Origin of the sequence: Evansella tamaricis (assembly GCF_019042215.1) — a bacterium.
Taxonomy (GTDB): Bacteria; Bacillota; Bacilli; order Bacillales; family Salisediminibacteriaceae; genus Evansella; species Evansella tamaricis.
On the sequence record NZ_JAHQCS010000178.1, the window covers coordinates 116,466 to 142,245 of the forward strand.

Here is a 25,780-nt window from a genome sequence, read left to right on the forward strand (position 1 = left end):
CATTCCAAGACAACCTCACATGTAACCTTCTATTATATCTTAATGACTTCTATCTATTTTGCCTAGAGGAAAAATTTATTGATATCATTCCAGGTTACAACAAGCATTAAGAGCATCAGTAATGCAAATCCAATAAAATGAACTAAACCTTCCTTTTGAGGATCAATCGGTTTTCCCCTTACTGCCTCTACTCCAAGGAAAAGTAGTCGTCCCCCATCCAATGCTGGTAAAGGAAGTAAGTTAATGATCCCTAAATTCACACTTAAGATGGCTGTCCATTGCATCAGAACTAGAAAGCCCATTGCGGCCACTTCATCCGTGTAGGAATATATTCCAACAGGACCCGCTAGATGATCCAGTGTAAATTGACCAGTTATTAACATCCCAAGGGCTTCAAAAATCAAAACAGTAAACTCATACGTTTGTGTAAAACCGAACGTCACTGCACCAAGAAATGATTTTTCTGTCATTGGGAATATGCCCACAACACCGTCCACCTGCTCCTCTGGTCCAATCCGCTCTTGAGGAGTCATAGAGACCTCAAACCTCTCTCCTCCGCGCTCTATTTCGAAAAGGAGTGGTTCATTTGGATTAGATTGTATAATGGTGGTCATTTCTTCCCAAGTTGTTACTTGTTGGCCTGCTATAGATATAATTCTGTCTCCACTTTCAAGACCTGCCTGGATGGCGACACCGTCTTCTGTCACATCCCCAACCAGTGCTTCGTTCACTGGCATCCCAGCAAACCATGCATAAAGCATTAAAATAACAATTGCTAATATAAAATTCATCATTGGACCTGCAAATAATGCCATCGCACGCTGTGGTAATGTCTTCGACCCGAACTGACGATCATAAGGGGCGATTTGAGTAGCCTGTTCATCATGAACATATTCTGCTTTCTCATCGATGGGGTAGGTGACAAGACCTTCGTCCTCCGAAACATAACCGGTAACGAAAAGTTCTCTCTCAAGGTCAATTTTCTCTACTTGAATAACCTTACAATCAGGATGTTTAGACTTATTATTAATGATAAGCTTCCTTACTTTTCCGGAAGAGTTGAAGAGGAGTCCAATTTCATATCCAGGTTTAATTTGGATCATTTCAGGATCTTCCCCTGCCATTCTTACAAATCCCCCAAGTGGTAATAAACGTATTGTGTACACCGTCTCCGATTTTTTGAAGGAAAATATCTTAGGACCAAACCCAATTGCAAATTCACGGCAAAGAATACCAGCCCGTTTCGCAAATAATAGATGTCCTAATTCGTGAATAAACACGAGGAGACCAAAAATGATTATAATTGAGATAAATGTATTCATGGCAACACACCCTTTAATTCAAATATGATTTGATTTTATTTCTTGTTTCTTCATCAATCATCACGATTTCATCCAATGATGGATCTGATGTTGGAGAATGATCTGATAATGCTTTTTCCACTAGTTGGTCTATACCAAGAAAAGGTATATTACCATTTAGAAACTCAGATACTGCAATTTCGTTGGCCGCATTTAAAACCGTGGGAGCAGACCCGCCTATTTTGCCAGCCTCAAATGCCATTTTTAAACAGCGGTACCTCTCCATATTCGGCTTTTCGAAATGAAGGGAGCCCACTTCCCATAAGTTTAACTTTTGACCTCCGTGTAATACAAGCCTTTTTGGTTTGGACAAGGCATATTGTATTGGCACACGCATATCAGGAGTTCCTAAATGGGCTAGTACACTACCATCAATATATTCTACCATAGAGTGAATGATACTTTCTTTATGAAGAATTACATCAATTTTTTCATATGGAATATTAAATAGCCATCTGGCTTCAATCACTTCAAGTCCCTTATTCATCATCGTGGCAGAATCGATGGTAATCTTAGCCCCCATCTCCCAATTTGGATGATTCAAAGCTTCTTCCACTGTAACCCCTTCTAGTTCCGAAAGAGACCTGTCGCGAAAGCTCCCACCTGACGCTGTTAAAATAAGACGATCTACGTCTTTCTCCACATCTCCATGGAGACATTGATATATTGCAGAATGTTCACTGTCTACTGGAATGAGTTCTACCTCATATTTCTTGGCCATCTCTGTTACCAAATGTCCCGCAGTAACAAGTGTTTCCTTATTTGCAATGGCTATATCTTTGCCACTCTCAATGGCACCTAACGTTGGTTTTAGACCAATACTTCCCATTACTGCATTTACTAGTATGTCTGCTTCACATACTGCTGCCACTTCCACTAACCCTTGCTCCCCATAAACCACTTTTACTCCTGGAGGAAGGTCCGGATAAAGGAGATTTGCTTCTTCTTTAGAGTATACACATACCACCTTTGGGCGAAACTCTTGGATTTGTTTCAGGCCTAATGCAACGTTTCTCCCAAAGGATAAGCCAATTAATTGAAATTCTTCTTTATGAGATCGTATCACGTCTAATGTTTGGGTTCCAATCGAACCGGTCGAACCTAATAAACATATTTTCCTCATGAGAGACTCCTTTTCCTTTGGTTCTTAATTTAAGCAACGCATGGTCAAATGAATCCGAATAGATAAAGAATCGGTAATACAAAAATTAAACTATCGAATCGGTCCAAAATACCTCCATGACCAGGGAGAACTTGTCCAGAATCTTTTACAGAATAATGGCGTTTTAACGCAGACTCCACAAGGTCTCCCATTTGTCCCGAAACAGATACCACAAAAATAAATAATATTGTCATCACCCAAGAGTCGAAAATTGGGACAATCAACAAATAGATTACTCCTATAATAACAGCAAGTACAATCCCACCAATAGCCCCTTCTATGGTTTTCTTTGGGCTGATTTCAGGCCACAGTTTATGTTTTCCAAAACTTCTGCCAGCAAAATAAGCCCCTGAATCAGTGGACCATACTAAAATTAAGATAAAAATGAGCAAAGCTAGACCATTATCTAAAAAGCGAGTATAGATGAAATAGTGGAAACCAAAACCGATATAAACAGATGCTAAAACGAGAAAACCCGCTTCATCAAAGGTAAAAGAGTTTTTTGTAATGACAGTAAGTGCCAATAACACGACAATCAATAGTAGAAATAGTTCTAACCTTGGTATATGCAACCACTGAAACGAAACAATACTTTCTGGTATAACTAACAACCACATTAATATAAAACTTAAAATACCAAATGTGGAGAGGATCTTTACTTGTTTCATACGTAATAATTCCGCCAAAGCAAGGGTAGCTATACCAATCATTAAGAGGGTGAATGGCCATGCACCAATGATAGTAACTGTAATAAAACCTGCTCCTGCGATGATTGCTGTAATGATTCGTTGTTTCATTGCCGCTCCTCCTCTCTAGACGCCACCATACCTTCTTGCCCGTTTTTGATACACCTGAACGGCTTCCATAAAATGTTCCTCTGTAAAGTCTGGCCATAGGACATCTGTAAACCAAAACTCTGCATATGCCAATTGCCATAACATAAAATTACTCAACCGAATTTCGCCACTCGTACGAATCAATAAGTCTGGGTCTCTTATATCTGATGTCATCAGGTAGTCCGACAACATCTCTTCGGTAATGGCATCTTTGGATAAGGACTGCTCTTCCAATACTTGATACATCTTTTTAACCGCCTGGATAATCTCTGACCGGCTACCATAATTTAGTGCAAAGTTCAATATAAGACCATCGTTATTTTTAGTTTCGTCCACTGCCTTTTCCACTGCTCTGATCGTATGTTGTGGTAGGTTTTCCTTAGAACCAGTCAATCTTACAACAACATTCTCTTCCATTAGCTTAGGCAGTTCTCTCCCTAAAAATAATTCAGGTAATCTCATTAAAAAATCGACTTCATTCTTTGGACGCTTCCAATTCTCTGTTGAAAAAGCATATAGTGTAAGAACTTTTATCCCAACTTCATTCGACTTTTCAACAATTTTTCGAATAACATTCATTCCTTCTCGATGCCCTGCAATTCTAGGGAGACCACGATTTTTTGCCCACCTGCCATTACCGTCCATAATAATCGCCACATGATGAGGAATATTCTCATTTGAAACGACATTCAAGTCATTTAACGTCTCAGTCTCATTTAACTTATTATTATGGTTTGAAAATTTTTTAAACATTGCGTCTCCCCCAGATTGCTTCTATCAATATGTATAACTATTCCTCTAAATTATATAACAGTATTAATTATGTCTCAAAAGCTACTCATATATAAAGTGTAAAAAACCCCCGTAGCAGAGAGGGTCTTTTACACAATCCATTTTACATGTTTTTTTGTTACACTTCCATGATTTCTTCTTCTTTAGATTTAGCGATTTCATCAATTTTTTTAATGACATTATCAGTTAGTTTTTGAACCTCATCCTGACTGCGGCGAAGGTCATCCTCTGTTAATTCCCCATCTTTTTCTTGCTTTTTAAGTTCATCATTTGCATCCCGACGAATATTTCTTACAGCAACTTTTGCATCCTCTGTATAACGTCCAGTCAGTTTAACAAGTTCTTTACGACGTTCTTCTGTTAAAGCAGGAATTGAAATCCGAATAATATTTCCATCATTTGAAGGAGATAATCCTAAATCAGCTTTTTGTATTGCCCGTTCAATATCTGAAATAGATGATTTGTCGAACGGCTGAATCGTTAACATCCTTGCCTCTGGGACAGAAATTGTTGCTAGTTGATTTAAAGGTGTAGGCATTCCGTAATATTCCACTTGCACTTTGTCTAACAAGGAAGGGTTTGCCCGTCCAGCACGAATGGTCGCTAGCTCTTTACGATATGATTCTACTGATTTGTCCATTTTCATTTCCGTTTGTTTAAAGGTCTCTTGTGACATGACTATTTCCCCCTTATTATTGTTCCTATTTCTTCACCAGTGACTGCCCGTTTAATATTACCCTCTTCCATAATTGAGAAAACGATTAGCGGGATATTATTATCCATGCATAAGGAAGAGGCTGTTGAATCCATTACTGCTAGTCCTTCTTTCAGTAAATCTAGGTATGTTAATGTTTCATATTTAATGGCATTTTTATCAATAGATGGATCTGCACTATATACACCGTCCACCTTGTTTTTTGCCATAAGAATGACATCCGCCTCAATTTCAGCCGCCCGTAAAGCAGCAGTTGTGTCAGTTGAAAAGTACGGATTCCCTGTTCCTGCCGCAAAAATTACAACTCTTTTCTTCTCAAGATGGCGAATAGCTCTTCTTCGTATGTATGGTTCTGCCACTTGTCGCATTTCAATGGAACTTTGCACTCTCGTCTGTACACCAATGTTTTCTAAGCTATCCTGTAATGCCAGTGAATTCATTACCGTTGCGAGCATTCCCATATAATCTGCAGTGGCACGGTCCATCCCTTTTGCACTGCCTGCCATCCCTCTCCAGATATTTCCTCCGCCAACGATAATGGCAACTTCCACTTCTAGTTGTATAATATCTTTAATCTGGTTAGCAATAGACTGAATTACTGAGGGGTCAATACCAAAGCCCTGTTCACCAGCAAGGGCCTCTCCACTTAATTTTAACACAATTCGTTCGTATTTTGGTTTTTCCATAATACCCTCCAATGTCTCGTTACCGTTTCTAGGTGTATTATCTTACGAGTTAAATGAGATCGAAACGCATTGTCCAGACGTAGTTCTTTGGAAAAAGGGACACAGGTGTGTCCCTTTATTATTTCTAATTAATCTTTGTTAACTTGTGACATAACTTCTTCTGCAAAGTTATCGACACGCTTTTCCATACCTTCTCCCACTTCATAACGGAAGAATAGTTTCACAGATGCTCCTTTAGAAGCCACATATTTCCCTACTTTTTGATCTCCATCTTTTACAAATGGCTGGTCATTTAAACAGATATCTTCAAAGTACTTACTTAAACGTCCTTCCACCATTTTTTCAACAATCTTTTCAGGTTTTCCTTCATTTAATGCTTGCTGTTTTAACACTTCACGCTCACGGTCAACTTCTTCCTGTGAAACCTGGTCGCGGCTAATATACTTAGGATTAATGGCAGCAATATGCATTGCGATATCTTTTGCGATGGCAGAATCAGTTGTTCCTTCTAAAATCGATAACACTGCAATTCGGCCACCCATGTGGATGTATTCACCAAACACTTGATTGTCACCAGCTTCTACGATTTCAAAACGGCGAAGGGAAATTTTCTCACCGATTTTTGCAATTTGATTGTTTATATAATTATTTAATGTATCTGCATCTCCATCAAATTCTTGTGTTAGAGCTTCCTCCACATTTGCAGGTGTATTATTTAAAAGGTGTGTTGCTACAGTATCAACTAGAGTAATGAAGTTTTCATTTTTAGAAACGAAGTCAGTTTCTGCATTAATTTCAACGATGACTGCACGGTTGCCTTCCACTTTCACATGAGCAAGACCTTCTGCAGCGACGCGGTCAGCTTTTTTCGCTGCTTTTGCAATCCCTTTTTCACGAAGGTAATCCACTGCTTTTTCCATATCACCGTCTGTTTCTGTTAAAGCCTTTTTACAATCCATCATTCCTGCGCCTGTTTTTTCACGCAATTCCTTTACCATACTTGCTGTAATTGCCATGATAATTCCTCCTTGAGTAATATCTTCATTTTCTCCATGTCTCTATCGAAAAACCAAACATCATTTATGTATCGCTTCGTTAACATAATAACATCGATAGATTCATTTAGGACTATTATTAACCAATTTGTAAGTGATAAGAAAACTTATCCTTTCTTTTCTTATCTTTTTAAAAAAGGATGATAAAGGGTCTACCCCTCTATCACCCTTTAGGAACATCTTAAGCAGTTGTTTCTTCACCTTGATTTGCTTCAATAATACCATCTGCCATTTTTGCAGTTAATAAACGGACAGCACGGATTGCATCGTCGTTTCCAGGAATAACGTAGTCGATTTCGTCCGGATCACAGTTAGTATCAACAATACCTACAATAGGAATGTTTAACTTACGAGCTTCTGCAACAGCAATTCGTTCTTTTCGTGGATCGATGATGAATAAAGCATCTGGAAGCTTCTCCATATCTTTAATTCCACCTAAGAACTTTTCTAAACGTTCCATTTCCTTTTTAAGAAGAACTACTTCTTTCTTAGGAAGAACTTCAAATGTACCGTCTTCTTGCATACGCTCAAGATCTTTAAGGCGACCGATACGTTTACGAATTGTATCAAAGTTTGTTAAAGTACCACCTAACCAACGTTGGTTAATAAAGTACATGCCACAACGCTCAGCTTCTTCTTTAACCGCTTCTTGCGCCTGCTTTTTTGTACCTACAAACAGAACTGTACCACCTTGGCCAGCAAGGTCACGAATGTAGTTAAACGCTTCGTCTACCTTTTTAACTGTTTTTTGTAAGTCGATAATGTAAATACCGTTTCTTTCTGTGAAGATGTAGCGATCCATCTTAGGGTTCCATCGACGTGTTTGATGTCCAAAGTGTACCCCAGCTTCCAATAATTGTTTCATGGAAATCACTGCCATTTCACACACCTCCTCTTGGTTTTTATTCCTCCGTCCCCATCCACTTTAAGCAAAACTACAGAAGTAGCACCATTACTTAAATCAGGAGACGTGTGTGATTAACACCGAGAATTAATATATCATATTGTCACTGCCATGACAAGTACAGGACAGGATTATTTGTAGAATTTTATCAGTAATTCCACTTCCCCTGCCCCAACATTTAATGCTTTGGCGATCTCCTGTACATTATACCCTTTTCGGTGTAAGGATAAAACCTGTGCTGTAGTCGATGGATTCACTTGTGAATCTTCTATTTCAGGTACAGGAGGTTCATAGTCATCATATTTAGAATCTTCCAATCTGCTTGACTTATCATTCCTTTTTTCTCCCATGTCTCGTTCCAGTAATGAATTTTCTTGTACATTTTCATTCTTACTCTTAATACCACCAAGATCTCCTTGAGGTTTTTTTTCCATCGATGAAAGGGATTGAATTAGTTTTTCATTATTCTCTTTCATTTCTGTAGTAAATGAAAGGAGTAGGTCCTCAAGTTCCTTCAGTTCTCGTTCATGATCTTTAGGGTCTTGTTTCTTTTGCCGCTGAAATAATAGGACAATGAGATATATACTGATAAAATGAAATATAAAACTGATAACTAATAAATAGATCATCTTTTAACTCCTTACCATTTCACATCCACGTGATTTCCTTTATAGGGGTGTTTCCCTTCCAGATCCTCTGCCTTTTTAGAAGATTTCCGTTTCTGATGAGGATTCTCTTTCCCTTTGTGCTCATGTTCCTCTCCATCATTATTTAATCTCTTTTTTCCAATTTTTTCAGATTCATTCACTTGTTTCCTTTGTCTCTCAAGCTTTTCCGTCTCTGTCTGGGTCATTTGATTCTGCGAAACTTGTCCCCTCTGTTGGAGTTGATCCTGAATTTTTCCAGCTGTTTGTGTCCGAGGTAAGGCGACTTGTAATTCTACTGATTTTAGTCCACTCATCCTTCATCCCCCACAGATGCTAACATAAGCACCAAAACTATGATAAGGTTTCCATTTTTATTTCTTTTTTATCCAGTTTAAATAGAACGCAACGTTGTTTTCGGATAACAGTACGTCTATATTTTCCGAAATGAACTGTGGAATTAGGATAAATAACTTGATTAATTCGAAGCTCCGGTTCACTGGGGAATTCTATTAAGTCTTGAAGGGCATCATATTTTTCCTTTAGTTCTGCTATCTTTCTCTTCGTATCTTCCATCGTATTCCTTACCCTCAGTTTCATTATTCGTATGTTTGGAGGGATTTCCTTATCATTATTGTTAGAAGTAATTTTTTCTAACAATAGCTTTTGTTTTTCCAGATCCGATAGAGAATTACTCAATTCCTGTTTAATGGAACTTTCTTCTTCAATAGTTGATTGACTTACTCCCACAAAGAGAGCGGTGGGAGTATTCATGGGGTTACCTACTTCATTTACGGTAATGCCTTTACAGGCAAATGTTTTCCCACCCACAATATTACCATGACCTTTATTACAAAATACGGACCCTTGTGCTTCTACATAACTGTGAAGTATAGACTGGTTTACGTGGACATTACCTTGGACAGAGATATTCCCCTGATTTATAAAGGAAGTGATTAAATCCCCATTTGCAGTAATTTTCCCTTTTCCTTGAGCAACTACCCCTTGATGTATGTATACTGAACCTCCAGCATGAATCTCTACTCCTTCTACACTGCCGTGGATTCTTATATCCCCTTTTGCCTTGAGTTTAAATCCAGCAGGTACATTCCCACGGATATTTATGTTGCCTACAAAATCAATATTTCCAGTCCTCATATCAAGATCACCATGTACTTCATATATGGGGTAGACATGGATTACTTTCTTCTCTACGACCATTTGACCATCAATAACTGAAATTAATTCCTGTTTACTCTCACTGACTATCGTATTTTTACCTGGGCGAAGAGTAATATCCCTTCCTGGTTTCCCTTTAACGACGACACCATAAATGTTCATTCCATCCTCATGTTCTATCAAATTCACTTTTCTGCCAACGATTGAGCCCTGTGTAACAGAGGGAATCGTTAGAACCTCCCTCAAGTTTATGATGTCATTTTGCGTCAATTCATCCGCACTATCGGTTGGGAAGTTTGGTTGAATATAGGCATCTACTCCATTTTGGGGATATTTACCTTCAGCAATTACGATGGGGGATTCCACGAAACCCCCTAACGCTTGCTGAAGCATTTCCTTTTTAACTCCGAAGGAAATTCCAATGCCTTGTATATATTTTTCTAAGTCTGCTAGTTGTATCGTTTCCTCTGGGTCCTTCAATTGTTTCAAGGTCGCTTCCATTTTATTATCAGAAATTTCGATTTGGTATATTCTCTGTATCGATTCCAAAAAAAAACTCCTCTCTTTGAAATTGAGCTTTGATATGGAGTTATTTATGTTTCATTAATTGATTTTGTAATTTAAATAAAATTCTCGAGTGTATCTGAGAGATACGAGATGTGGACAAGTTGAGTATTTCTCCAATTTCTGTTAATGTCATTTCTTCAAAATAAAACAGACTTACTATGAGTTGCTCCTTTTCCTTTAAAGTCTTTATGACCTTGGTTAATTCCTCTAACTCTTCTTTTTTATTTACTTGTTGTTCCGGTGAAGGCATTTTATGATCGACAATAGTTGAACTAAATGTATCTTCCCGGTTATCTACGGTTGGTTCATCGATCGACAGTTGATTTGCTAAATAACTTTCCGACATGGTTTGAAGAACATCTTTCTCGGTAGTCCCAATATATTCAGCAATTTCTAATGCTGTTACATACCTGCCGAAGTCTTGCTCTAATTTTTCGACTGCACCTTCTATTTTCTTAGACTTCTCCCTCACTGATCTTGGAAGCCAATCCTGTTGTCTTAATCCATCGATGATGGATCCCCGTATTCGGAAGGATGCATATGTATCAAATTTCAAATCTCTCTTTATGTCAAACTTCTCTAATGCATCATACAAGCCTATCATACCATTACTCCGAAGGTCTTCTAAATGAACATTGCGTGGTAAGTTAGCACCAATACGTTTCACATGATAGTCTACTAATGGTAAATACGCTTCCACAAGTCGTTCACAAGCTATTGAATCACGGGTTTCATTCCAACTGTTCCAATCCTGTTTTAGCTGTGTCGTAACACTGACATTTGGCATGAAAACCCTCCCTCCTACTCGTTCCCTTTAAATAATAAATAGGAATTAAATTCTTCTTATTCCCTGATTAATCGTTCTTATCTCTAGTACCGTTGTTTTCGGATTAAATTCTATTGTTCTCCCGCTGTTTCCACCAACATCTTCGCTAATTATTCGAATATGATAGGATTTAAGAATTTCTCTAACAGATTCCACATTCCTTGGGCCAATTCTCATCACTTCATTTGTCGAAGCAAATTGGAACATTTGAGCACCACCAGCCATCTTCGCACGTAACCGGTATTCAGGTGAACCCCTCTTTACTAAGTTTTCTATCAAATCCTCCACTGCAGTATCTGCGTATTTAGGGCGATGAATGTCACCATTCCTTGCAAGGCTTGAATGGGGAAGCATGATATGAGCCATACCGCATGTACTAACTTTTTCATCATAGATAATAACCCCTACACAAGAACCTAAACCGGAAGTCCGAATGGTATCTGGAGAATTGGCGTAGTTTAAATCAGCCATACCAACCTTAATCACTTCACTCATTGACTGTTACTCCTAATGAATGAAAAATAGCTTCGAATGAAGGGGGGTCCGGCAGTAAGAAAAAGTGCCCTTTCGTTTGTGCTGTATTTAATTCATCTTTTTCTTGAATCTTTGTATCTATCACAATGGCATAGTCACCTGCCTGGGATAATTCTAATAAACCATGACTTAATACTGCCATCGCCATATCGATTGCCATAGCAGGTGGAGTTGGCTGTAAATTTAACTTCGTAAAATCAGATAGGGCTGTCAAATAAGACCCCGCCAAAATATTACCCATTTCACACAAGGCGGACACACCCATCTCATTTGTTTCCAGTGTGGTATAAGTAATTGACAGATCCCCTGTTAATTGCTGAATTAGTTTTGTAGCCTCTTGTATGGGAACTAAAAAGAACATATTACCTGGAGCGTCTCCCATTATTCTAAGAAAGATTGCAGCTACAGTTTCCTCCTGACCCCCAACAAAATCACTTATATCATTAAAGTGAACAATTTTAACAGATGGAACTTCCATGTCGATTGTTCTATTTAATAGTTTGGAAAGGGATGTTGCAGCATGCCCCGCACCAATATTTCCAATTTCCTTTAATATATCTAGATGTGCAGGTTGAATCCTATCTATATAACTCATTGCATTGTGGCCTCAATGGTTTGAATCTCTTCGATCTCCTGTTGGGTTAATACTTCATCCAAATTTAATAAGATTAGTAATCTCTTATCAAGTTTAGCTACTCCTCGAATGTAGTTTATCTCAATTCCACCGACAATTTCAGGCGGGTCTTCAATGTCTTCTGCCGGAATATCAATTACATCATTTGCAGAGTCAACAATTAATCCAACATTCATGTCATTCACGGAGACAATAATAATTCTCGTACTTTCCGTTTGCTCCACTTCTTCCATATCAAACCGACTTCTAAGATCAATGATGGGTGTGACAACACCTCGAAGATTTATTACACCCTTCACAAAGATAGGTGTTTTAGGAACACGTGTAATATGTTGGATTCTCTCAATGGATCTCACCTGCTCCACACTAACACCATATTCCTCATTCTGTAATTGAAAAACGATAACCTTTAAATCGTTTAATAACGTATCACTCATCTTAACCCCTCCTGAAAATAAGGTACTCTCTTCCATCCTAAAAAACTATTAATTTCGACAATAATATAAAATAATTATCCCATTTGTCGAAAGAGTCGTACATAGTTCTTTCTTGTATAAATCCTTATTTTATTAAGGAATTACAGTCAATAATTAAGGCAACTTGTCCATTTCCTAATATCGTAGCACCTGAAATCGCAAACACATTTATCAAATAATTCCCAAGGGATTTTAAAACGATTTCCTGTTGTCCAATAAACGAATTCACAATTAATCCCGCCATTTTTTCTCCTTTTTTTACAATGATAACGGGATAGAATTCACCTTGTTCCATTGTTTGAGGAACTTCAAAGAACGTTGTTAAGTCTACTAATGGTACAACTTTCCCTCTAAAATTAATTACCTTCCGATTGTGAACAGTTAATATTTCACTTTTTGAAATAATCGCTGTTTCAATGATAGAAGTAAGTGGAATTGCAAAACATTCTTGTTGAACTTTCACGAGCATAACAGACATGATAGATAACGTTAATGGTAATTGTATAGAGAACGTTGTTCCTTTACCTATTTCAGAGTCAACCGTAACATTCCCGCCTAAAGCTTCTATTTTATTTTTTACCACGTCCAATCCTACTCCGCGCCCAGATATGTCTGATAGTTGTTCTGCTGTACTTAAGCCACTAGCAAACAGCAACTCATAAATTTGTTGATCTGTTAGATTTTCTTTTTCTTTCTTTGTGATCACACCATCTGCTATAGCTTTATTTAAAACTTTTTCTTTATTTATTCCAGCACCGTCGTCTGACACTTCAATAAAGACATGGTTTCCACTATGATAGGCTTTTAAAGTGATTTTGCTCTGTGGCGGTTTGTTGTTCCTTTGTCTTACCTCTCTCGTTTCCACACCATGATCAATGGAATTTCGCAATAAATGGACTAGGGGGTCCCCAATCTCATCAATAACTGTACGGTCTAATTCCGTCTCAGCTCCAATGATCTCCAGTGTCACTTCTTTATTCAATTCTTTTGCGAGGGTACGTACCATTCTTGGGAAACGATTAAAAACTTGTTCAATAGGAACCATTCTCATATTCAGAATAATATTTTGCAAATCACCGGATATCCTTGACATGTGTTCAACGGTTTCCGTTAACTCCTGAGACTTTACTTCCAAGGAAATTTGTTCTAATCTACCACGGTCAATGACAAGTTCTTCAAATAAATTCATTAGTGTATCAAGTCTTTCTATATTTACACGAATCGTTTTTCCCGAACCTTTACCAACCTTATTCTCAATTACCTCTGATTGATCATTTTCATTTTCTCTTTGTTCCAGTTCTACTCCCCCTTCTTGAGGAGTCTCAGGATGATTAGATTGGAATAAATTATTGACATCAACTAAATCCACTTCAACGAAAGTAATTTCAGAGATGGTTAATATTTTGCCTTTTACTGTTTCTTCCTTTTCCCTCGTAATCAGTGTTACTTGAAAATCTTCGTCAAAGTTTTCTTCCTCCAGTTGCTCAACAGATGGGACTGCCTTTATTACTTCACCAAGTTTTTCCAACACTTCAAACACCATAAAAACTCTGGCTGCCTTTAAAATGCAATCTTCCCTTAATGAAATCCTTATATTGTAAGCATAATATCCCTGTTCAATGGATTGAGATAAAACTGTTAATTCAAAATCATCGTAGTTTGGCAACTCAAATGGCTTTTTAGGAGTAGAAACTTCTTCCGTTGAAGCTACTTCAGTGCCCGATTCCATTTTCACCAACTCCTTCATAATGAAGGAAATTTCTCCCTTTCCATCGCCCCCATTCTCAATATCATGCACCATACGTTCAAGTACTTCCACTGAGCTGAGAACAATGTCCAAGAGTTCACTGGAAACAACGATTGTTTTATTCCTTATCATGTCTAGTACATTTTCCAACTGATGTGTCAAATGGGCAATATCTTCATACCCCATTGTTGCAGCCATTCCCTTTAAAGTATGGGCTGAACGGAATACTTCATTAATAAAGGATTCTTCAGTAGGATTCCTTTCCAACTTTAACAGGTAATCATTCATCGCCTGTAAATGCTCATTACTTTCATCAATAAACATATCTAAATACTGATTCTTATCCATCAACTTACCTCCCTTATTGACAAAATTTTTCTATCATTATAGACACCTGATCCAATGGAACAATTTTGTCTACCTGATTCGATTCAATTACTGCACGTGGCATACCAAACACAACAGCCGTTTCCTTTGATTCAGCAATGACAATGGTACGATTGTTTTTCCGCAATTCCATTAATCCTTTCATCCCATCGGAACCCATCCCTGTTAAAACAACAGCCATAACATCTTGATTTTTAACTTCAGCGATAGAATAAAACATCGTATCAACAGAAGGCCGGTGCCCACTCATCAAAGGGGTCTGATCCAAATGAACAGCAATGGAAGTACCGATTTTTTTTATTTTTAAATGGGAGCCTCCAGGTGCAATGTATGCGATACCTTTCTTCAAAACCTCTCCATCTTCCGCTTCTTTCACTGTAATTTGTGAAATGCTGTTTAAACGTTCACTTAATGATTTAGTAAACCCTTTCGGCATATGCTGGACAATTAAAATAGGTGCAGGGAAATCGCCATTTATTTTTGGTAAAATTTTTTGTAAAGCTTTTGGTCCTCCAGTGGAAGTTCCAATGGCAACAATCTTATTTGGCCGAAGCGGATAGTTACTAATACGTTCTACTTGCGGAAAAACAGGTTCTGTTACCTTTTTTGTATATGGCAATTGGACACTATCATTGGATGCAGCATGGACAATTTTATTAACTAAGTCTTCCCTCACCTTATGAAAATCCAAAGATATGGAACCAGATGGTTTTGAAATAAAGTCGAAGGCCCCTATTTCCATAGCCTGAATCGTCGTATCTGCTCCTTTTTTGGTTACACTTGATACCATAATGACAGGCCTGGGATGACATTCCATAATCTTTGTTAAGGTTTCAATCCCATTCATTTCAGGCATTTCCACATCTAGGGTTACGACATCTGGATCATATTTCTGAATCTTTTCAATGGCATCCATTCCGTCCCTTGCTTTTGCTACCACCTCAATACGGGGATCTCCGTGTAAAATATCTGATATCATTTTTCTCATAAAGGCAGAATCATCAACAACTAAGACACGAATCATCGGTTGATCGCCCCCTTTCGAAAAAGGCGCATCCTTAACTTTGTAATAAAACCAGTGATGGAACTTCTAGTCTCCTCCCTGTCGCTCCCTTGTAAATAACGAAGTACCCCTTCATCAATGGCCAAAGATGATGAAGCACTTGGAGCAAGTATGATGGATGGAGACTGGGATCTTACACCTTTCCATACCATTTCGTCTTCTGGAATGGAAATTAGATGGATAATCTCTTTTTCTAAAAATTCCTTACATACGTTGGATACATTTGTTGCGGTAGATAACCCTTCCCGATAATGACGAACTCTATTTACAATTAGGGAAAGTGGTATATTTTCATCTTCAAGATGTATAAATTTAATCATCGCGTACGCGTCCGTTATAGCTGTTGGTTCTGGCGTGGTAATGATAAATATTTCATGGGCAGACAATAAAAATTGAAGACTGTTGATGGATATCCCGGCACCAATATCAAAGAAGATATAATCATATTTTGCTAAGGAAGAAATCTGTTGAATAAAATAGTCTAGTTTTAGTTGATCCATAGAGAAAATTTCTGTTAACCCGGAACCCCCGGAAACAAAGGATAATCCTAAAGGTCCCTCGACAATGATCTCTTCAATGGGCAGTGTATCCTGCAACATATCTACAATGGAATATGATGAAGTTATTCCAAGTAAAATATCAACGTTGGCCATTCCAATATCTAAATCAATAATGAGGACTTTTTTTCCGTGATTCTGAAGCCCCAATGCAAAGTTAATTGTAAAACTGGACTTCCCAACACCACCTTTTCCACTCGCGACCGCTACAACTTTTGTTTCTATTTTCTCTTCACTGTTGTCCAATGCTCTTTTCATTTTTACTCGTAGATCCGCTGCTTGATCATTCATCGTATGGTCATCTCCTTACTACATGATTGACCACCATTTCCGATGTTGGCACTAAAATATCATCGGGAACGTTTTGTCCGTTTGTTATATAGGAATATCCAAGTTTATAATCTGCAAAGACGTTAACCATAACACCGAAAGTATCCGTTTCATCTGCTTTTGTAAAAATGACTTTATCAATTTCAATCAATTGAAACTGCTCAATTATTTTTTTCATATCACGATATTTTGAAGTGAGGGATAGAACTAGATGTGTCTCCATCTCATTTGAAAAGTCGATTACTTTACGTAGTTGCTCTACATAAATAGTATTTCGGAAATTTCTCCCAGCTGAATCAACTAAAATAAAGTCATAATCCTTTAATTTATTCTTCGCCAACTGAAAGTCTTCCACTGAATATGCCACTTCCACCGGCGCATTTAAAATCTCTCCATAAGTTTTTAGTTGATTAATTGCAGCAATACGATAAGTATCGGTCGTAATAAATGCTACCTTCTTTTTATCCACTAGGGCAGCCTTTGCTGCAATTTTTGCTAGAGTCGTTGTCTTTCCTACACCTGTTGGACCAACTAAGTTTAAAAATCGTTTATTATAGGAAAATGGACCACAATCTATGGATTGAATGTATTCCTTTAACCCCTCTTTTAGCCAATGTAATAATTCCGTTTCACTTTTTCTTTCTCCCGATTGTGAATACCACCGCTTAACCAGATTATCCATGATGTTAATACGGTGTACATCTCCAATTTCTTGGGAGCAAAGAATGTCATTTAATTCCTTTAAATAACCAGGGTAGTTTTCCATGGACAACCTTTGATGTTGAATCATTTTTTTTAGCTCAGTAATTTCATCCTTCCACTCACTATTATTTTGTTCTGATCTTCTCTTTGCTGAAGATGAAAGGGTATTTTGCTGTCCTTTTAATTTCTTCCTTTCCTTCGGCTGAGGCTTTGGATCAATGGCAGCAATAACTTCTATTTTTTTCTTAGTAAAGAATCCTAGAAATCCACCTGTATCAATGTTCTTTGAATTGAGTATAACTGCATTGCTTCCCAATTCTTCTTTTACCTTTGTCATAGCTTCCGGCATTGTATTGGCTATTATTTTTTTTACCTTCATGAGACATTCACCACCCCGACACTTTGAACTTCAATATGTGACTCTAATTCATTATAGGAAAGTACTGGTATTTGTGGAATGTACCGTTCCAATAAATGCCTAATATACATTCTCACAGCAGGAGAACATAATATAATTGGCATTTGACCCGTTTCTTGCATTCTATCAATTTCTCCCATGGTATGTTCGATAATCGTCTGCATCGTAGACGGGTCTAAGTTAAGGAAACTCCCATGTTCTGTTTGCTGAACGGCATCTGCAACCATTTTTTCAACCGTTCCACTTACTGTAATCACATATAATGTTTCTCCATCTGGCACATATTGCTTTGTAATTTGCCTGGACAAAGATTGTCTTACATATTCTGTTAATAAATCAGTATCTTTTGTCATTTGTCCATAATCTGCCAATGTCTCAAAGATAATCGGCAGATTTCGAATGGACACTTTTTCTTTTAACAGGTGACTCAATACCTTTTGAATTTCTCCGGTTGACAAGGGATTAGGAGTAACCTCTTCCACAAGAGTAGGATATGTTTCATTTAAATGGTCAATCAGTTGTTTTGTTTCTTGTCTTCCTATTAATTCGTGTGCGTGCCGTTTTACAACTTCGGTTAAATGGGTGGATACGACCGAGGGAGGGTCCACTACGGTGTATCCTGCTAACTCTGCCTGTTCTTTCAAGTCTTCTGATATCCAAATAGCTGGTAAACCAAAGGCAGGTTCAAGTGTTTCTATTCCTACAATATTTTCATCATCTACCCCTGGGCTCATCGCCATAAAATGATCCAGTAAGAGTTCTCCCTTTGCCACTTCATTCCCTTTGATTTTAATAGAATATTCGTTTGGCTGAAGTTGTATATTATCACGGATTCTAATAACCGGAACAATCATTCCCATTTCTATGGCCAATTGTCTACGAATCATCACTACACGATCTAATAAGTCTCCCCCTTGATTTGCATCTGCCAATGGAATCAATCCGTATCCAAATTCAAATTCAATGGGATCAATTTGTAAAAGGCTCACGACACTCTCAGGTGATTTTATTTCATTCTCTATTTCCTCTTGTTCTCCGTCCCCATCGGGAAAATCCTCAACTTTTGAATCGTTTCGGATCAGTAAAAATCCTCCCACTACCAATAAACCACCAACAATCGTTGTTACGAAGGAATCAATTGGAGTAAAGAATCCTAATAAGGCTATGGTTCCACCGGCCACATATAGCATCTTTGGATAAGCCAATAATTGCTTTGTAATATCATGCCCGAGATTTCCCTCCGAGGCAGCACGAGTGACGACAATACCTGTTGCAGTTGATATAAGTAACGCTGGAATCTGACTGACAAGACCATCCCCAACCGTCAAAAGTGTATATTTCCCAGCAGCCTCTCCTATCGCTAGTCCCTCCTGCATCATTCCTATCACTAGTCCGAAGATAATATTTATTAATACGATGACAATCCCTGCTATGGCGTCCCCTTTAACAAATTTACTGGCACCATCCATGGAACCGTAAAAATCAGCTTCTTGTTCTATTTTTTTTCTCCGCTCTCTCGCTTCAATGTCTGAGATAATACCTGCATTCAAATCAGCATCTATACTCATTTGTTTTCCTGGCATTGCATCCAGTGTAAATCTGGCACCAACTTCGGAAACCCTCTCCGCCCCTTTGGTGATAACGATAAACTGGATAACAATTAAGATAATAAAAACAACAAATCCTACTAGAGCATTCCCTCCAACAACAAACTGTCCAAAAGTTTCGATTACATTCCCTGCATTTCCCTGATTTCCAAGGATCGCCCTCGTGGTAGAAACATTTAGTCCAAGCCGGAATAAAGTGATCAACAACAGTAGAGTTGGAAAAATAGAAAACTGCAACGGCTCCCTTGTATTCATGGAGACTAGAATAATTAATAGGGCAATTGATATATTAATAATAATTAAGAAGTCAATCATTCCAGTTGGAAGAGGAATAATTAACATGATGACAATAAGGATAACTCCTAATAAAATACTAAAATCTCTGACTGCCATGTTACCCTCTCCTTCCCCCAACATCGTGTATCGTTATACTTTGTTTTGTATTCGATACACATATGCGAGCACCTCAGCAACCGCCTTAAACAGTTCTTCTGGTACTTGGTCACCAATCTCCCCCTGACTGTAAAGTGCCCGGGCTAATGGTCTATTTTCAACCGTAATAACATCATTATGTTTTGCAATACTAATAATTTTTAGTGCGATATAGTCAACACCTTTTGCTATGATTACTGGTGCTTCCATTTTGCTATTGTCGTATTTTAATGCAACGGCATAATGAGTAGGATTTGTAATCACAACATCTGCTTTTGGAACTTCCTGCATCATTCTGCTCATAGCCATTTGACGCTGTTTTTCTTTTATTTTTGACTTAATGAGGGGATCCCCCTCTGTTTTCTTGTACTCATCCTTCACGTCTTGTTTAGACATTCGGATATTTTTTTCATGATCGTACTTTTGGTACATATAATCGAGCACCGCTAAAAAAATTAACAGTATTGCTACCCCTAATCCCATATAGACGGTTAGATTTCCGACCATTCGGATTCCATCCTTGAGCGAGTACATGGAGAGCTTTAAAATATCATCTATATACACCCACAAAATACTGAAGGATACTATTCCAACTAAGATTATCTTGAGCATTGATTTTAAGAATTCCACTAAAGCCCTAATGGAAAAAATACGTTTTGCCCCTTTAATGGGGTCTATTTTTTCTAATTTCATTTTTATTGCCTCTGGAGCAATAAGAAAGCCAACTTGAAGATAATTACTGAAGATTCCTGCAATCATGGCGATAAACATGATAGGCGCCACTACCATGACTGCCTGGTAAGTATATTCTAAAAACATTGCCTGAACATTCTCTTCCGTCAGTTCGAGCAGCAAATATTCTTGAAAGCTAAATCCCATAATTGAAAGGAGTTGCTCTGATGCAAATGGACCGATGAACAAAAATGATAAAAAAACAAATAATAATATAAATGCAGTATTCACATCGGTACTCTTTGCTACCTGACCTTTATCCCTTGATTCCTTCCGTTTTTTAGGAGTTGCTTTCTCTGTTTTCTCTTGAGAAAAATATTGTAAATCTAGTGAGAGATACATTTTCTAAATCCCTCCATAAAGTTGCATCAACGTACGCATTGTTAACGTCATTGTTTCAATAAGGTGTTGAACAAGAACGAAAAATGGTGCCATTACCAAAAACAGCATAATGAAACCTGCAATGATCTTTAACGGCAGTCCCACCACAAATACATTGACCTGTGGAACCGTTCTGGAAATAATTCCTAATGCAACATCGATCAAAAATAAAGATCCAACAAGGGGCATCGCCATTTGAAAGGCAATAATGAACATTGTATTAAAACTTGTTACAACAAAGTTAAGAACGTTTCGATCACCAAATGGCAAAAACAATTGATCCATCGGAACAAAAAGATAGCTATAATAAACCCCGTCCAAGAGAAGATGATGAGCATCGGTTGCTAATAAAAATAGGAGAGCAAACGTATATAAATATCCACCCGTCAAAGGACTCTGGGCACCTGTTTGCGGATCGATAACATTAGCGATCATAAAACCCATTTTTATATCGATAAATCCACCTGCCACTTGGATTGCATATAACATGGCCATCGCCAGTAACCCTACCGATAATCCCATAAGTACTTCTTTTATAATTAATAAATAGAAATAATAGTTCACTTCCAATAGTGGCCAATCTCCACTAAAAAACATAATCCATGAAAGAAAAACTGATAGTCCCACTTTCATAGAAGCTGGGATATTCTGATAGGAGAAAAAAGGCAATGTGATCATGAATGCTGAAATTCGTACTAGAATTAATAGAAATGCCGGAAACCACTGAAATAACTCTAACATTCCCTTACCCTACAAACTGATGCAAGTTGCTAAAGATTTGCTGGGCAAAACTTAGTGCATGGGAAAGCATCCAAGGTCCGAAAATGATTAGTGCAAGGAGTACGCCAACTATTTTTGGAATAAATGCTAAAGTTTGCTCTTGAATCTGTGTTGTAGCCTGAAAAATACTAACGATCAAGCCAATTCCCAGTGCTGTAATCAGGAGTGGTCCAGCGATTACCAACACAGTGAATATCCCTCTTTCAGCTAACGAAATTACCATCTCAGATGACATTGACATCACACCTTTTAAAAACTTAATAGTAAAGAACGGACAACTAAATGCCACCCATCAACCATGACAAAAAGTAAAATTTTAAACGGTAAAGCAATCATGACAGGGGGAAGCATCATCATTCCCATAGACATTAGAACACTTGCCACAACCATATCAATTACCAAAAAGGGTACGAAAATCATAAACCCAATCTGAAAAGCTGTTTTCAATTCACTTATTGCAAATGCGGGAACCATCGCAGTTAATGGAATATCATCTAACGTTTCAGGCCGCGGCAATCCTGCATACCCCATAAACAACGCTAAATCCTTTTCCCTCGTGTGTTTTGCCATAAATTCTTTAATAGGTAATGCAGCCGCATCGAAAGCCTCTTCTTGCGACATCTCCCCTTCAAAAAGTGGCTGTAATGCCATTTCGTTCACTTCTGAGAACACAGGAGCCATAATAAAAAATGTAATAAATAGTGCGAGACCAACTATTACTTGATTTGGAGGCATTTGCTGGGTTGCCAGACCCGTACGGACAAAAGAAAGTACAATTACAATCCTCGTAAAACAAGTCATTAATATTAAAATACTTGGTGCTAGTGATAGTACTGTTAATAGAAGTAATAATTGCACAGTAGCTGTGAGATTTCCAGGCTCTTCACTGAATATATCTAGAGCAGGAATCTGTATCATAGAAACTATCTCTATCATTTATCTTTCTCCTTCAAGGCGGAGTAAAGTTTCTCTTGTGACTCCTTGACACCTTTTAACTCCTTTTTAAAAAGGGACTGGAACGACTTATCCTCCGTAACTGTAGATCGATAAAACGTTTCCTTCACCCAGTTGGTCAGTTTCGTAACCGGTTGTTCCAAAACATCATGGGACCTTTGATCGTCCAGTAAATTTTGAATCTCATCTGGATCATTAATTTCTTTTAATAGATTCACTGTATCCCCAACACCAACTATAAAAATTTTACTCCCAATTCGAACCATTTGAACGGATCGATTGGATCCTAAAGCTACCCCTCCGATTCCTTCAATCGTAGAATTATTTCGAAAAGAACGACTTCGATTATTGATAAATTTCAGAAGGGCATAGATTAGAACGATGACAAAAGCCAATGCCAGAAACATCTGTAAAGACAAGAAGAATAAGTTCTGGTCCGTCCCTCCCCCCATTAGTTCCTCTTGATTTGTTTCTTCTTCTTCAAGACTGTCGTAAGGTGGAACATCATCTGCATCCGTTTCGCCTAAGTCTAAATCCCTTTCTCCGTTGAACATATTACCAACTGTTCCATTTCCAGTATTCCAATTTACTTCACCAAAAACGGTGGTTGGAAACAGAAGAAGGATAAGTGTGATAACAATGATGACTGGTTTTATATATATCTTTCTGTTCAAATGACACACTCCTTTAGAGCAATTATCCTAATGTTTTATTAATTGCCTCTAATACACGCTCTGCTTGGAAAGGTTTAACGATAAAATCTTTTGCACCTGCTTGGATGGCATCTATTACCATTGCCTGTTGTCCCATAGCAGAGCACATGATGACCTTTGCATTAGGATCGTGCTTTCTGATTTCCTTTAAAGAGGTAATGCCGTCCATTTCAGGCATAGTAATATCCATAGTTACTAGTTCAGGGGAATGTTCCTTATACATATCAACTGCTTGCGCTCCGTCCCCCGCTTCTGCTATTACTTCAAATCCATTTTTTGTTAAAATATCTTTTATCATCATTCTCATAAATGCTGCATCATCAACTATTAATACTTTTACTGACATCTGAATATCCTCCTCTGTAAATAACTGGATACACTTAAAGCTTACGGATTCTTTCTGTTTTACTCACTATATCCGTTACTCTAACTCCAAAGTTTTCATCAATGACAACTACTTCTCCTTTTGCGATCAAACGATGGTTCACTAAAATATCTACTGGTTCACCTGCCAGTTTATCCAGTTCAATGATAGACCCTTGAGCTAATTCAAGAATTTCCTTGATGGAACGTTTCGTTCTTCCTAATTCCACCGTCACTTCCAATGGAATATCTAATAACATTTCTAAATTCTTCGTTTCTGTTTCCCCAAGGGAAGTGGGATTAAAGCTTGCAAAAGCAGCTGGTTGAACATTTGCAGACCGTACCGGTTGTCTTGGACTTGATGTTAAATGTTGATTTACTTCTGCCCGGTCATTTCGATTATTTCGATTATCAAGGTACATATGATTATCACTCATATCACCAATAACCTCCATTTCCTCCGGTGGCACATTTTCTTTTTTCACACCCTGCTTTTCGTTCTCGTCCTCCTTTAGTTGGATCGAATCCGAATTTCCTTCTGGATTCATTAGTTGCTCTACTAATTTTTTACAGAAATTCACTGGAATTAACTGCATGATCTTTGAATCTATAATATCTCCAACTCTTAGATTGAAGGATATATTGACAATGACATCCTCTTCCTCAGAAAAAAAATGATGTTCCGGTGAATTTTGCAAATTTAAAACATCAATTCCCGGAGGAGAAATATCTACCCGTTTATTAAAGATAGTAGACATGGAAGTGGATGCGGAACCCATCATTTGATTCATTGCTTCCTGTACAGCACTGATTTCCATTTCCCCTAAGTTCTCATTTACATTAGTACCGTCATTTCCTAACATTAAATCTGCGATGACAGCTGCATCCTTTGTTTTAATGACAAGTAAATTCATTCCTTGAAAACCAGATGTATACTCCACAGAGATCGCTACATGAGGTTTTGGAAACTCGAGGTGTAACTCATCTTTTTTAACAATGGAAACCTTTGGTGTTGTAATATCCACTTTTTGATTCAGTAAAGTGGATAGTGCTGTAGCAGCACTTCCAAAGGAGATATTCCCGATTTCTCCAATTGCATCGGTCTCGATACTAGATAAATAATTTTCTGTCAGTAATGCTTTATTATCATTACTTTCCTCATCGTCCATTGAAAACCCATTTAACAAGGCGTTGATCTCCTCTTGTGATAACATATCATCACTCATTCGTTTCTCCCCCCTCTATCATGTGATCAGTTATTTGAACAGCTATTTTTGTTTTTACTTTACCAGGCTGTCCTAGAAATTTTGGATGTTCTCCTACACAAATAAGTAATGGATCTTCAATTAATTGGTCCAATTCAATGATGTCGTCTCGATCAAGATTTAAAAATTCCTGAATCGTAATCTGTGACTTTCCTAGTTCCACCACCACATCCAATGATGCTTTCTTTACATTAGACTTGATCGATTCCAATTCTATTGGTTCACGCTCCTTTTTCTTTTGTTGCATCCAGAGATGAACTGATAGCTTTGGTAAAATCGATTCTATGACCACATGTGGTAAACAAATATTTATCATTCCCGACGTTTCCCCTATAACTGTTGAAAGGGAAATTACTACGACCGTTTCATTAGGAGAAACGAGTTGTAGAAACTGTGGGTTTACTTCCAATTCATCCATATAAGGATCCATATCCACAACCGATTCCCACGCTTCTCGAAAAGTGTCTAATTTCTTTTGGAAAAGCTGAGAGAGTATTTTCGTTTCAATTTCCGTTAATGTTTCCACTTTATTTACAGCTTTTCCTTGGCCTCCCAACATGCGGTCTAACATGGCGTATGCTACATTCGGATTAATTTCCATCACGAATCTACCATCAAGTGGTGTTGGCTCAAACACGTTTAATAAAGTCATCTTCGGAACAGAACGAATGAACTCATCATATGGTAACTGATCTACGGACGCTACGGAAATTTGTACAAATGTCCGTAACTGTGCTGATAATTGTGTTGTCAATAATCGGGCAAAATTCTCATGTATTCTTGTTAAACTTCGGATTTGATCCTTAGAAAAACGTAAAGCTCTCTTAAAATCGTATACTTTTATTTTTTTCTCTGATTCTTCTTTCTTCAGTTCCTCTGCATCCATTTCGCCAGTTGATAATGCAGATAATAGAGCATCTATTTCCCCTTGGGATAATACATCTGCCACCCTAGAACCACCTCTCCTTTGTTCCACTC

28 protein-coding genes are annotated in these 25,780 nt (G+C 37.8%); all 28 read right to left on the reverse strand.

Annotation, left to right across the window (positions count from 1 at the left end):
• Nucleotides 1–62: 62 nt before the first annotated feature.
• The 28 genes from rseP to fliM all read right to left on the reverse strand — a co-directional run bounded on the left by rseP (nt 63) and on the right by fliM (nt 25,751).
• The gene (rseP, locus tag KS419_RS22500; RefSeq protein ID WP_217069143.1) at nt 63–1,322 is read right to left on the reverse strand and encodes an RIP metalloprotease RseP; all 1,260 of its coding nucleotides are present in this window, start codon (nt 1,320–1,322) and stop codon (nt 63–65) included.
• Between the two features lie 13 nt (nt 1,323–1,335).
• The gene (gene dxr, locus KS419_RS22505) at nt 1,336–2,484 is read right to left on the reverse strand and encodes a 1-deoxy-D-xylulose-5-phosphate reductoisomerase (protein WP_217069145.1); all 1,149 of its coding nucleotides are present in this window, start codon (nt 2,482–2,484) and stop codon (nt 1,336–1,338) included.
• A gap of 44 nt (nt 2,485–2,528) precedes the next feature.
• Nucleotides 2,529–3,320, reverse strand: a complete 792-nt coding sequence (locus tag KS419_RS22510; RefSeq protein WP_217069147.1) for a phosphatidate cytidylyltransferase — start codon at nt 3,318–3,320, stop codon at nt 2,529–2,531.
• Nucleotides 3,321–3,335: 15 nt separating this feature from the next.
• Complete coding sequence (uppS, locus tag KS419_RS22515; protein WP_217069148.1) at nt 3,336–4,112, reverse strand: undecaprenyl pyrophosphate synthase; 777 nt, start codon at nt 4,110–4,112, stop codon at nt 3,336–3,338.
• Between the two features lie 157 nt (nt 4,113–4,269).
• Complete coding sequence (gene frr, locus KS419_RS22520; RefSeq protein ID WP_217069149.1) at nt 4,270–4,827, reverse strand: ribosome recycling factor; 558 nt, start codon at nt 4,825–4,827, stop codon at nt 4,270–4,272.
• Between the two features lie 2 nt (nt 4,828–4,829).
• Nucleotides 4,830–5,552, reverse strand: coding sequence for a UMP kinase (gene pyrH, locus KS419_RS22525; RefSeq protein ID WP_217069150.1), 723 nt, complete (start codon nt 5,550–5,552; stop codon nt 4,830–4,832).
• 128 nt (nt 5,553–5,680) lie between these two features.
• Nucleotides 5,681–6,568 carry a translation elongation factor Ts gene (gene tsf / locus KS419_RS22530; RefSeq protein WP_217069152.1) on the reverse strand — a complete coding sequence of 296 codons (888 nt, stop codon included), beginning with the start codon at nt 6,566–6,568 and terminating at the stop codon, nt 5,681–5,683.
• Nucleotides 6,569–6,788: 220 nt separating this feature from the next.
• The gene (gene rpsB / locus KS419_RS22535) at nt 6,789–7,487 is read right to left on the reverse strand and encodes a 30S ribosomal protein S2 (RefSeq protein WP_217069154.1); all 699 of its coding nucleotides are present in this window, start codon (nt 7,485–7,487) and stop codon (nt 6,789–6,791) included.
• Between the two features lie 155 nt (nt 7,488–7,642).
• Complete coding sequence (locus KS419_RS22540; RefSeq protein ID WP_217069155.1) at nt 7,643–8,140, reverse strand: DUF6115 domain-containing protein; 498 nt, start codon at nt 8,138–8,140, stop codon at nt 7,643–7,645.
• A gap of 11 nt (nt 8,141–8,151) precedes the next feature.
• Complete coding sequence (locus KS419_RS22545) at nt 8,152–8,472, reverse strand: hypothetical protein (protein WP_217069157.1); 321 nt, start codon at nt 8,470–8,472, stop codon at nt 8,152–8,154.
• Nucleotides 8,473–8,509: 37 nt separating this feature from the next.
• A complete protein-coding gene (locus tag KS419_RS22550; protein WP_217069159.1) occupies nt 8,510–9,883 on the reverse strand; it encodes a flagellar assembly protein A in 1,374 nt (457 codons plus the stop codon).
• A 40-nt stretch (nt 9,884–9,923) separates the two neighbouring features.
• Nucleotides 9,924–10,688, reverse strand: coding sequence for a FliA/WhiG family RNA polymerase sigma factor (locus KS419_RS22555; RefSeq protein ID WP_217069161.1), 765 nt, complete (start codon nt 10,686–10,688; stop codon nt 9,924–9,926).
• Between the two features lie 45 nt (nt 10,689–10,733).
• Nucleotides 10,734–11,222, reverse strand: a complete 489-nt coding sequence (locus KS419_RS22560; RefSeq protein ID WP_217069163.1) for a chemotaxis protein CheD — start codon at nt 11,220–11,222, stop codon at nt 10,734–10,736.
• On the reverse strand, nt 11,215–11,856 hold the full coding sequence (locus tag KS419_RS22565) for a chemotaxis protein CheC (RefSeq protein ID WP_217069165.1): 642 nt from the start codon (nt 11,854–11,856) through the stop codon (nt 11,215–11,217). The genes KS419_RS22560 and KS419_RS22565 overlap by 8 nt, the downstream gene beginning before the upstream one ends.
• Nucleotides 11,853–12,332 carry a chemotaxis protein CheW gene (locus KS419_RS22570; protein WP_217069167.1) on the reverse strand — a complete coding sequence of 160 codons (480 nt, stop codon included), beginning with the start codon at nt 12,330–12,332 and terminating at the stop codon, nt 11,853–11,855. Before KS419_RS22570 ends, KS419_RS22565 begins: the two co-directional genes overlap by 4 nt.
• A 124-nt stretch (nt 12,333–12,456) precedes the next feature.
• Nucleotides 12,457–14,466, reverse strand: a complete 2,010-nt coding sequence (locus tag KS419_RS22575; RefSeq protein ID WP_217069168.1) for a chemotaxis protein CheA — start codon at nt 14,464–14,466, stop codon at nt 12,457–12,459.
• Between the two features lie 13 nt (nt 14,467–14,479).
• Nucleotides 14,480–15,529, reverse strand: a complete 1,050-nt coding sequence (locus KS419_RS22580) for a protein-glutamate methylesterase/protein-glutamine glutaminase (RefSeq protein ID WP_217069170.1) — start codon at nt 15,527–15,529, stop codon at nt 14,480–14,482.
• On the reverse strand, nt 15,526–16,416 hold the full coding sequence (locus KS419_RS22585) for a MinD/ParA family protein (RefSeq protein ID WP_217069172.1): 891 nt from the start codon (nt 16,414–16,416) through the stop codon (nt 15,526–15,528). The genes KS419_RS22580 and KS419_RS22585 overlap by 4 nt, the downstream gene beginning before the upstream one ends.
• A gap of 7 nt (nt 16,417–16,423) precedes the next feature.
• Nucleotides 16,424–17,536 carry a flagellar biosynthesis GTPase FlhF gene (flhF, locus tag KS419_RS22590; protein WP_217069174.1) on the reverse strand — a complete coding sequence of 371 codons (1,113 nt, stop codon included), beginning with the start codon at nt 17,534–17,536 and terminating at the stop codon, nt 16,424–16,426.
• On the reverse strand, nt 17,533–19,575 hold the full coding sequence (gene flhA / locus KS419_RS22595; protein WP_217069176.1) for a flagellar biosynthesis protein FlhA: 2,043 nt from the start codon (nt 19,573–19,575) through the stop codon (nt 17,533–17,535). The genes flhF and flhA overlap by 4 nt, the downstream gene beginning before the upstream one ends.
• A 33-nt stretch (nt 19,576–19,608) precedes the next feature.
• Nucleotides 19,609–20,688 (reverse strand): flagellar biosynthesis protein FlhB, encoded by a 1,080-nt coding sequence (gene flhB, locus KS419_RS22600; protein WP_217069177.1) that lies wholly within the window; start codon nt 20,686–20,688, stop codon nt 19,609–19,611.
• A gap of 3 nt (nt 20,689–20,691) precedes the next feature.
• The gene (gene fliR, locus KS419_RS22605) at nt 20,692–21,468 is read right to left on the reverse strand and encodes a flagellar biosynthetic protein FliR (protein ID WP_217069179.1); all 777 of its coding nucleotides are present in this window, start codon (nt 21,466–21,468) and stop codon (nt 20,692–20,694) included.
• A gap of 4 nt (nt 21,469–21,472) precedes the next feature.
• The gene (fliQ, locus tag KS419_RS22610) at nt 21,473–21,742 is read right to left on the reverse strand and encodes a flagellar biosynthesis protein FliQ (protein ID WP_217069181.1); all 270 of its coding nucleotides are present in this window, start codon (nt 21,740–21,742) and stop codon (nt 21,473–21,475) included.
• A gap of 14 nt (nt 21,743–21,756) precedes the next feature.
• Entirely contained in the window at nt 21,757–22,443 is a 687-nt protein-coding gene (gene fliP / locus KS419_RS22615) for a flagellar type III secretion system pore protein FliP (protein WP_281419874.1), read from the reverse strand.
• On the reverse strand, nt 22,440–23,135 hold the full coding sequence (locus KS419_RS22620; protein ID WP_217069183.1) for a flagellar biosynthetic protein FliO: 696 nt from the start codon (nt 23,133–23,135) through the stop codon (nt 22,440–22,442). The genes fliP and KS419_RS22620 overlap by 4 nt, the downstream gene beginning before the upstream one ends.
• A 22-nt stretch (nt 23,136–23,157) precedes the next feature.
• Nucleotides 23,158–23,520 carry a response regulator gene (locus KS419_RS22625; RefSeq protein ID WP_217069186.1) on the reverse strand — a complete coding sequence of 121 codons (363 nt, stop codon included), beginning with the start codon at nt 23,518–23,520 and terminating at the stop codon, nt 23,158–23,160.
• Nucleotides 23,521–23,554: 34 nt separating this feature from the next.
• Entirely contained in the window at nt 23,555–24,763 is a 1,209-nt protein-coding gene (gene fliY, locus KS419_RS22630; RefSeq protein WP_217069188.1) for a flagellar motor switch phosphatase FliY, read from the reverse strand.
• Complete coding sequence (gene fliM / locus KS419_RS22635) at nt 24,756–25,751, reverse strand: flagellar motor switch protein FliM (protein ID WP_217069189.1); 996 nt, start codon at nt 25,749–25,751, stop codon at nt 24,756–24,758. The genes fliY and fliM overlap by 8 nt, the downstream gene beginning before the upstream one ends.
• Nucleotides 25,752–25,780: the final 29 nt, after the last annotated feature.

What these genes read in the sequence shown, in the direction of transcription:
- KS419_RS22565 (WP_217069165.1), bottom strand. Translation starts at nt 11,856, where the DNA reads ATGAGTTATATAGATAGGATTCAACCTGCACATCTAGATATATTAAAG.
- KS419_RS22540 (WP_217069155.1), bottom strand. Translation starts at nt 8,140, where the DNA reads ATGATCTATTTATTAGTTATCAGTTTTATATTTCATTTTATCAGTATA.
- rseP (WP_217069143.1), bottom strand. Translation starts at nt 1,322, where the DNA reads ATGAATACATTTATCTCAATTATAATCATTTTTGGTCTCCTCGTGTTT.
- KS419_RS22560 (WP_217069163.1), bottom strand. Translation starts at nt 11,222, where the DNA reads ATGAGTGAAGTGATTAAGGTTGGTATGGCTGATTTAAACTACGCCAAT.
- KS419_RS22545 (WP_217069157.1), bottom strand. Translation starts at nt 8,472, where the DNA reads ATGAGTGGACTAAAATCAGTAGAATTACAAGTCGCCTTACCTCGGACA.
- KS419_RS22625 (WP_217069186.1), bottom strand. Translation starts at nt 23,520, where the DNA reads ATGTCAGTAAAAGTATTAATAGTTGATGATGCAGCATTTATGAGAATG.
- flhB (WP_217069177.1), bottom strand. Translation starts at nt 20,688, where the DNA reads ATGTATCTCTCACTAGATTTACAATATTTTTCTCAAGAGAAAACAGAG.
- KS419_RS22570 (WP_217069167.1), bottom strand. Translation starts at nt 12,332, where the DNA reads ATGAGTGATACGTTATTAAACGATTTAAAGGTTATCGTTTTTCAATTA.
- frr (WP_217069149.1), bottom strand. Translation starts at nt 4,827, where the DNA reads ATGTCACAAGAGACCTTTAAACAAACGGAAATGAAAATGGACAAATCA.
- KS419_RS22575 (WP_217069168.1), bottom strand. Translation starts at nt 14,466, where the DNA reads ATGGATAAGAATCAGTATTTAGATATGTTTATTGATGAAAGTAATGAG.
- KS419_RS22580 (WP_217069170.1), bottom strand. Translation starts at nt 15,529, where the DNA reads ATGATTCGTGTCTTAGTTGTTGATGATTCTGCCTTTATGAGAAAAATG.
- dxr (WP_217069145.1), bottom strand. Translation starts at nt 2,484, where the DNA reads ATGAGGAAAATATGTTTATTAGGTTCGACCGGTTCGATTGGAACCCAA.
- KS419_RS22555 (WP_217069161.1), bottom strand. Translation starts at nt 10,688, where the DNA reads ATGCCAAATGTCAGTGTTACGACACAGCTAAAACAGGATTGGAACAGT.
- fliR (WP_217069179.1), bottom strand. Translation starts at nt 21,468, where the DNA reads ATGTTAGAGTTATTTCAGTGGTTTCCGGCATTTCTATTAATTCTAGTA.
- tsf (WP_217069152.1), bottom strand. Translation starts at nt 6,568, where the DNA reads ATGGCAATTACAGCAAGTATGGTAAAGGAATTGCGTGAAAAAACAGGC.
- flhF (WP_217069174.1), bottom strand. Translation starts at nt 17,536, where the DNA reads ATGAAGGTAAAAAAAATAATAGCCAATACAATGCCGGAAGCTATGACA.
- KS419_RS22585 (WP_217069172.1), bottom strand. Translation starts at nt 16,416, where the DNA reads ATGAATGATCAAGCAGCGGATCTACGAGTAAAAATGAAAAGAGCATTG.
- uppS (WP_217069148.1), bottom strand. Translation starts at nt 4,112, where the DNA reads ATGTTTAAAAAATTTTCAAACCATAATAATAAGTTAAATGAGACTGAG.
- fliY (WP_217069188.1), bottom strand. Translation starts at nt 24,763, where the DNA reads ATGAGTGATGATATGTTATCACAAGAGGAGATCAACGCCTTGTTAAAT.
- pyrH (WP_217069150.1), bottom strand. Translation starts at nt 5,552, where the DNA reads ATGGAAAAACCAAAATACGAACGAATTGTGTTAAAATTAAGTGGAGAG.
- flhA (WP_217069176.1), bottom strand. Translation starts at nt 19,575, where the DNA reads ATGGCAGTCAGAGATTTTAGTATTTTATTAGGAGTTATCCTTATTGTC.
- rpsB (WP_217069154.1), bottom strand. Translation starts at nt 7,487, where the DNA reads ATGGCAGTGATTTCCATGAAACAATTATTGGAAGCTGGGGTACACTTT.
- KS419_RS22510 (WP_217069147.1), bottom strand. Translation starts at nt 3,320, where the DNA reads ATGAAACAACGAATCATTACAGCAATCATCGCAGGAGCAGGTTTTATT.
- fliP (WP_281419874.1), bottom strand. Translation starts at nt 22,443, where the DNA reads ATGATAGAGATAGTTTCTATGATACAGATTCCTGCTCTAGATATATTC.
- fliQ (WP_217069181.1), bottom strand. Translation starts at nt 21,742, where the DNA reads ATGTCATCTGAGATGGTAATTTCGTTAGCTGAAAGAGGGATATTCACT.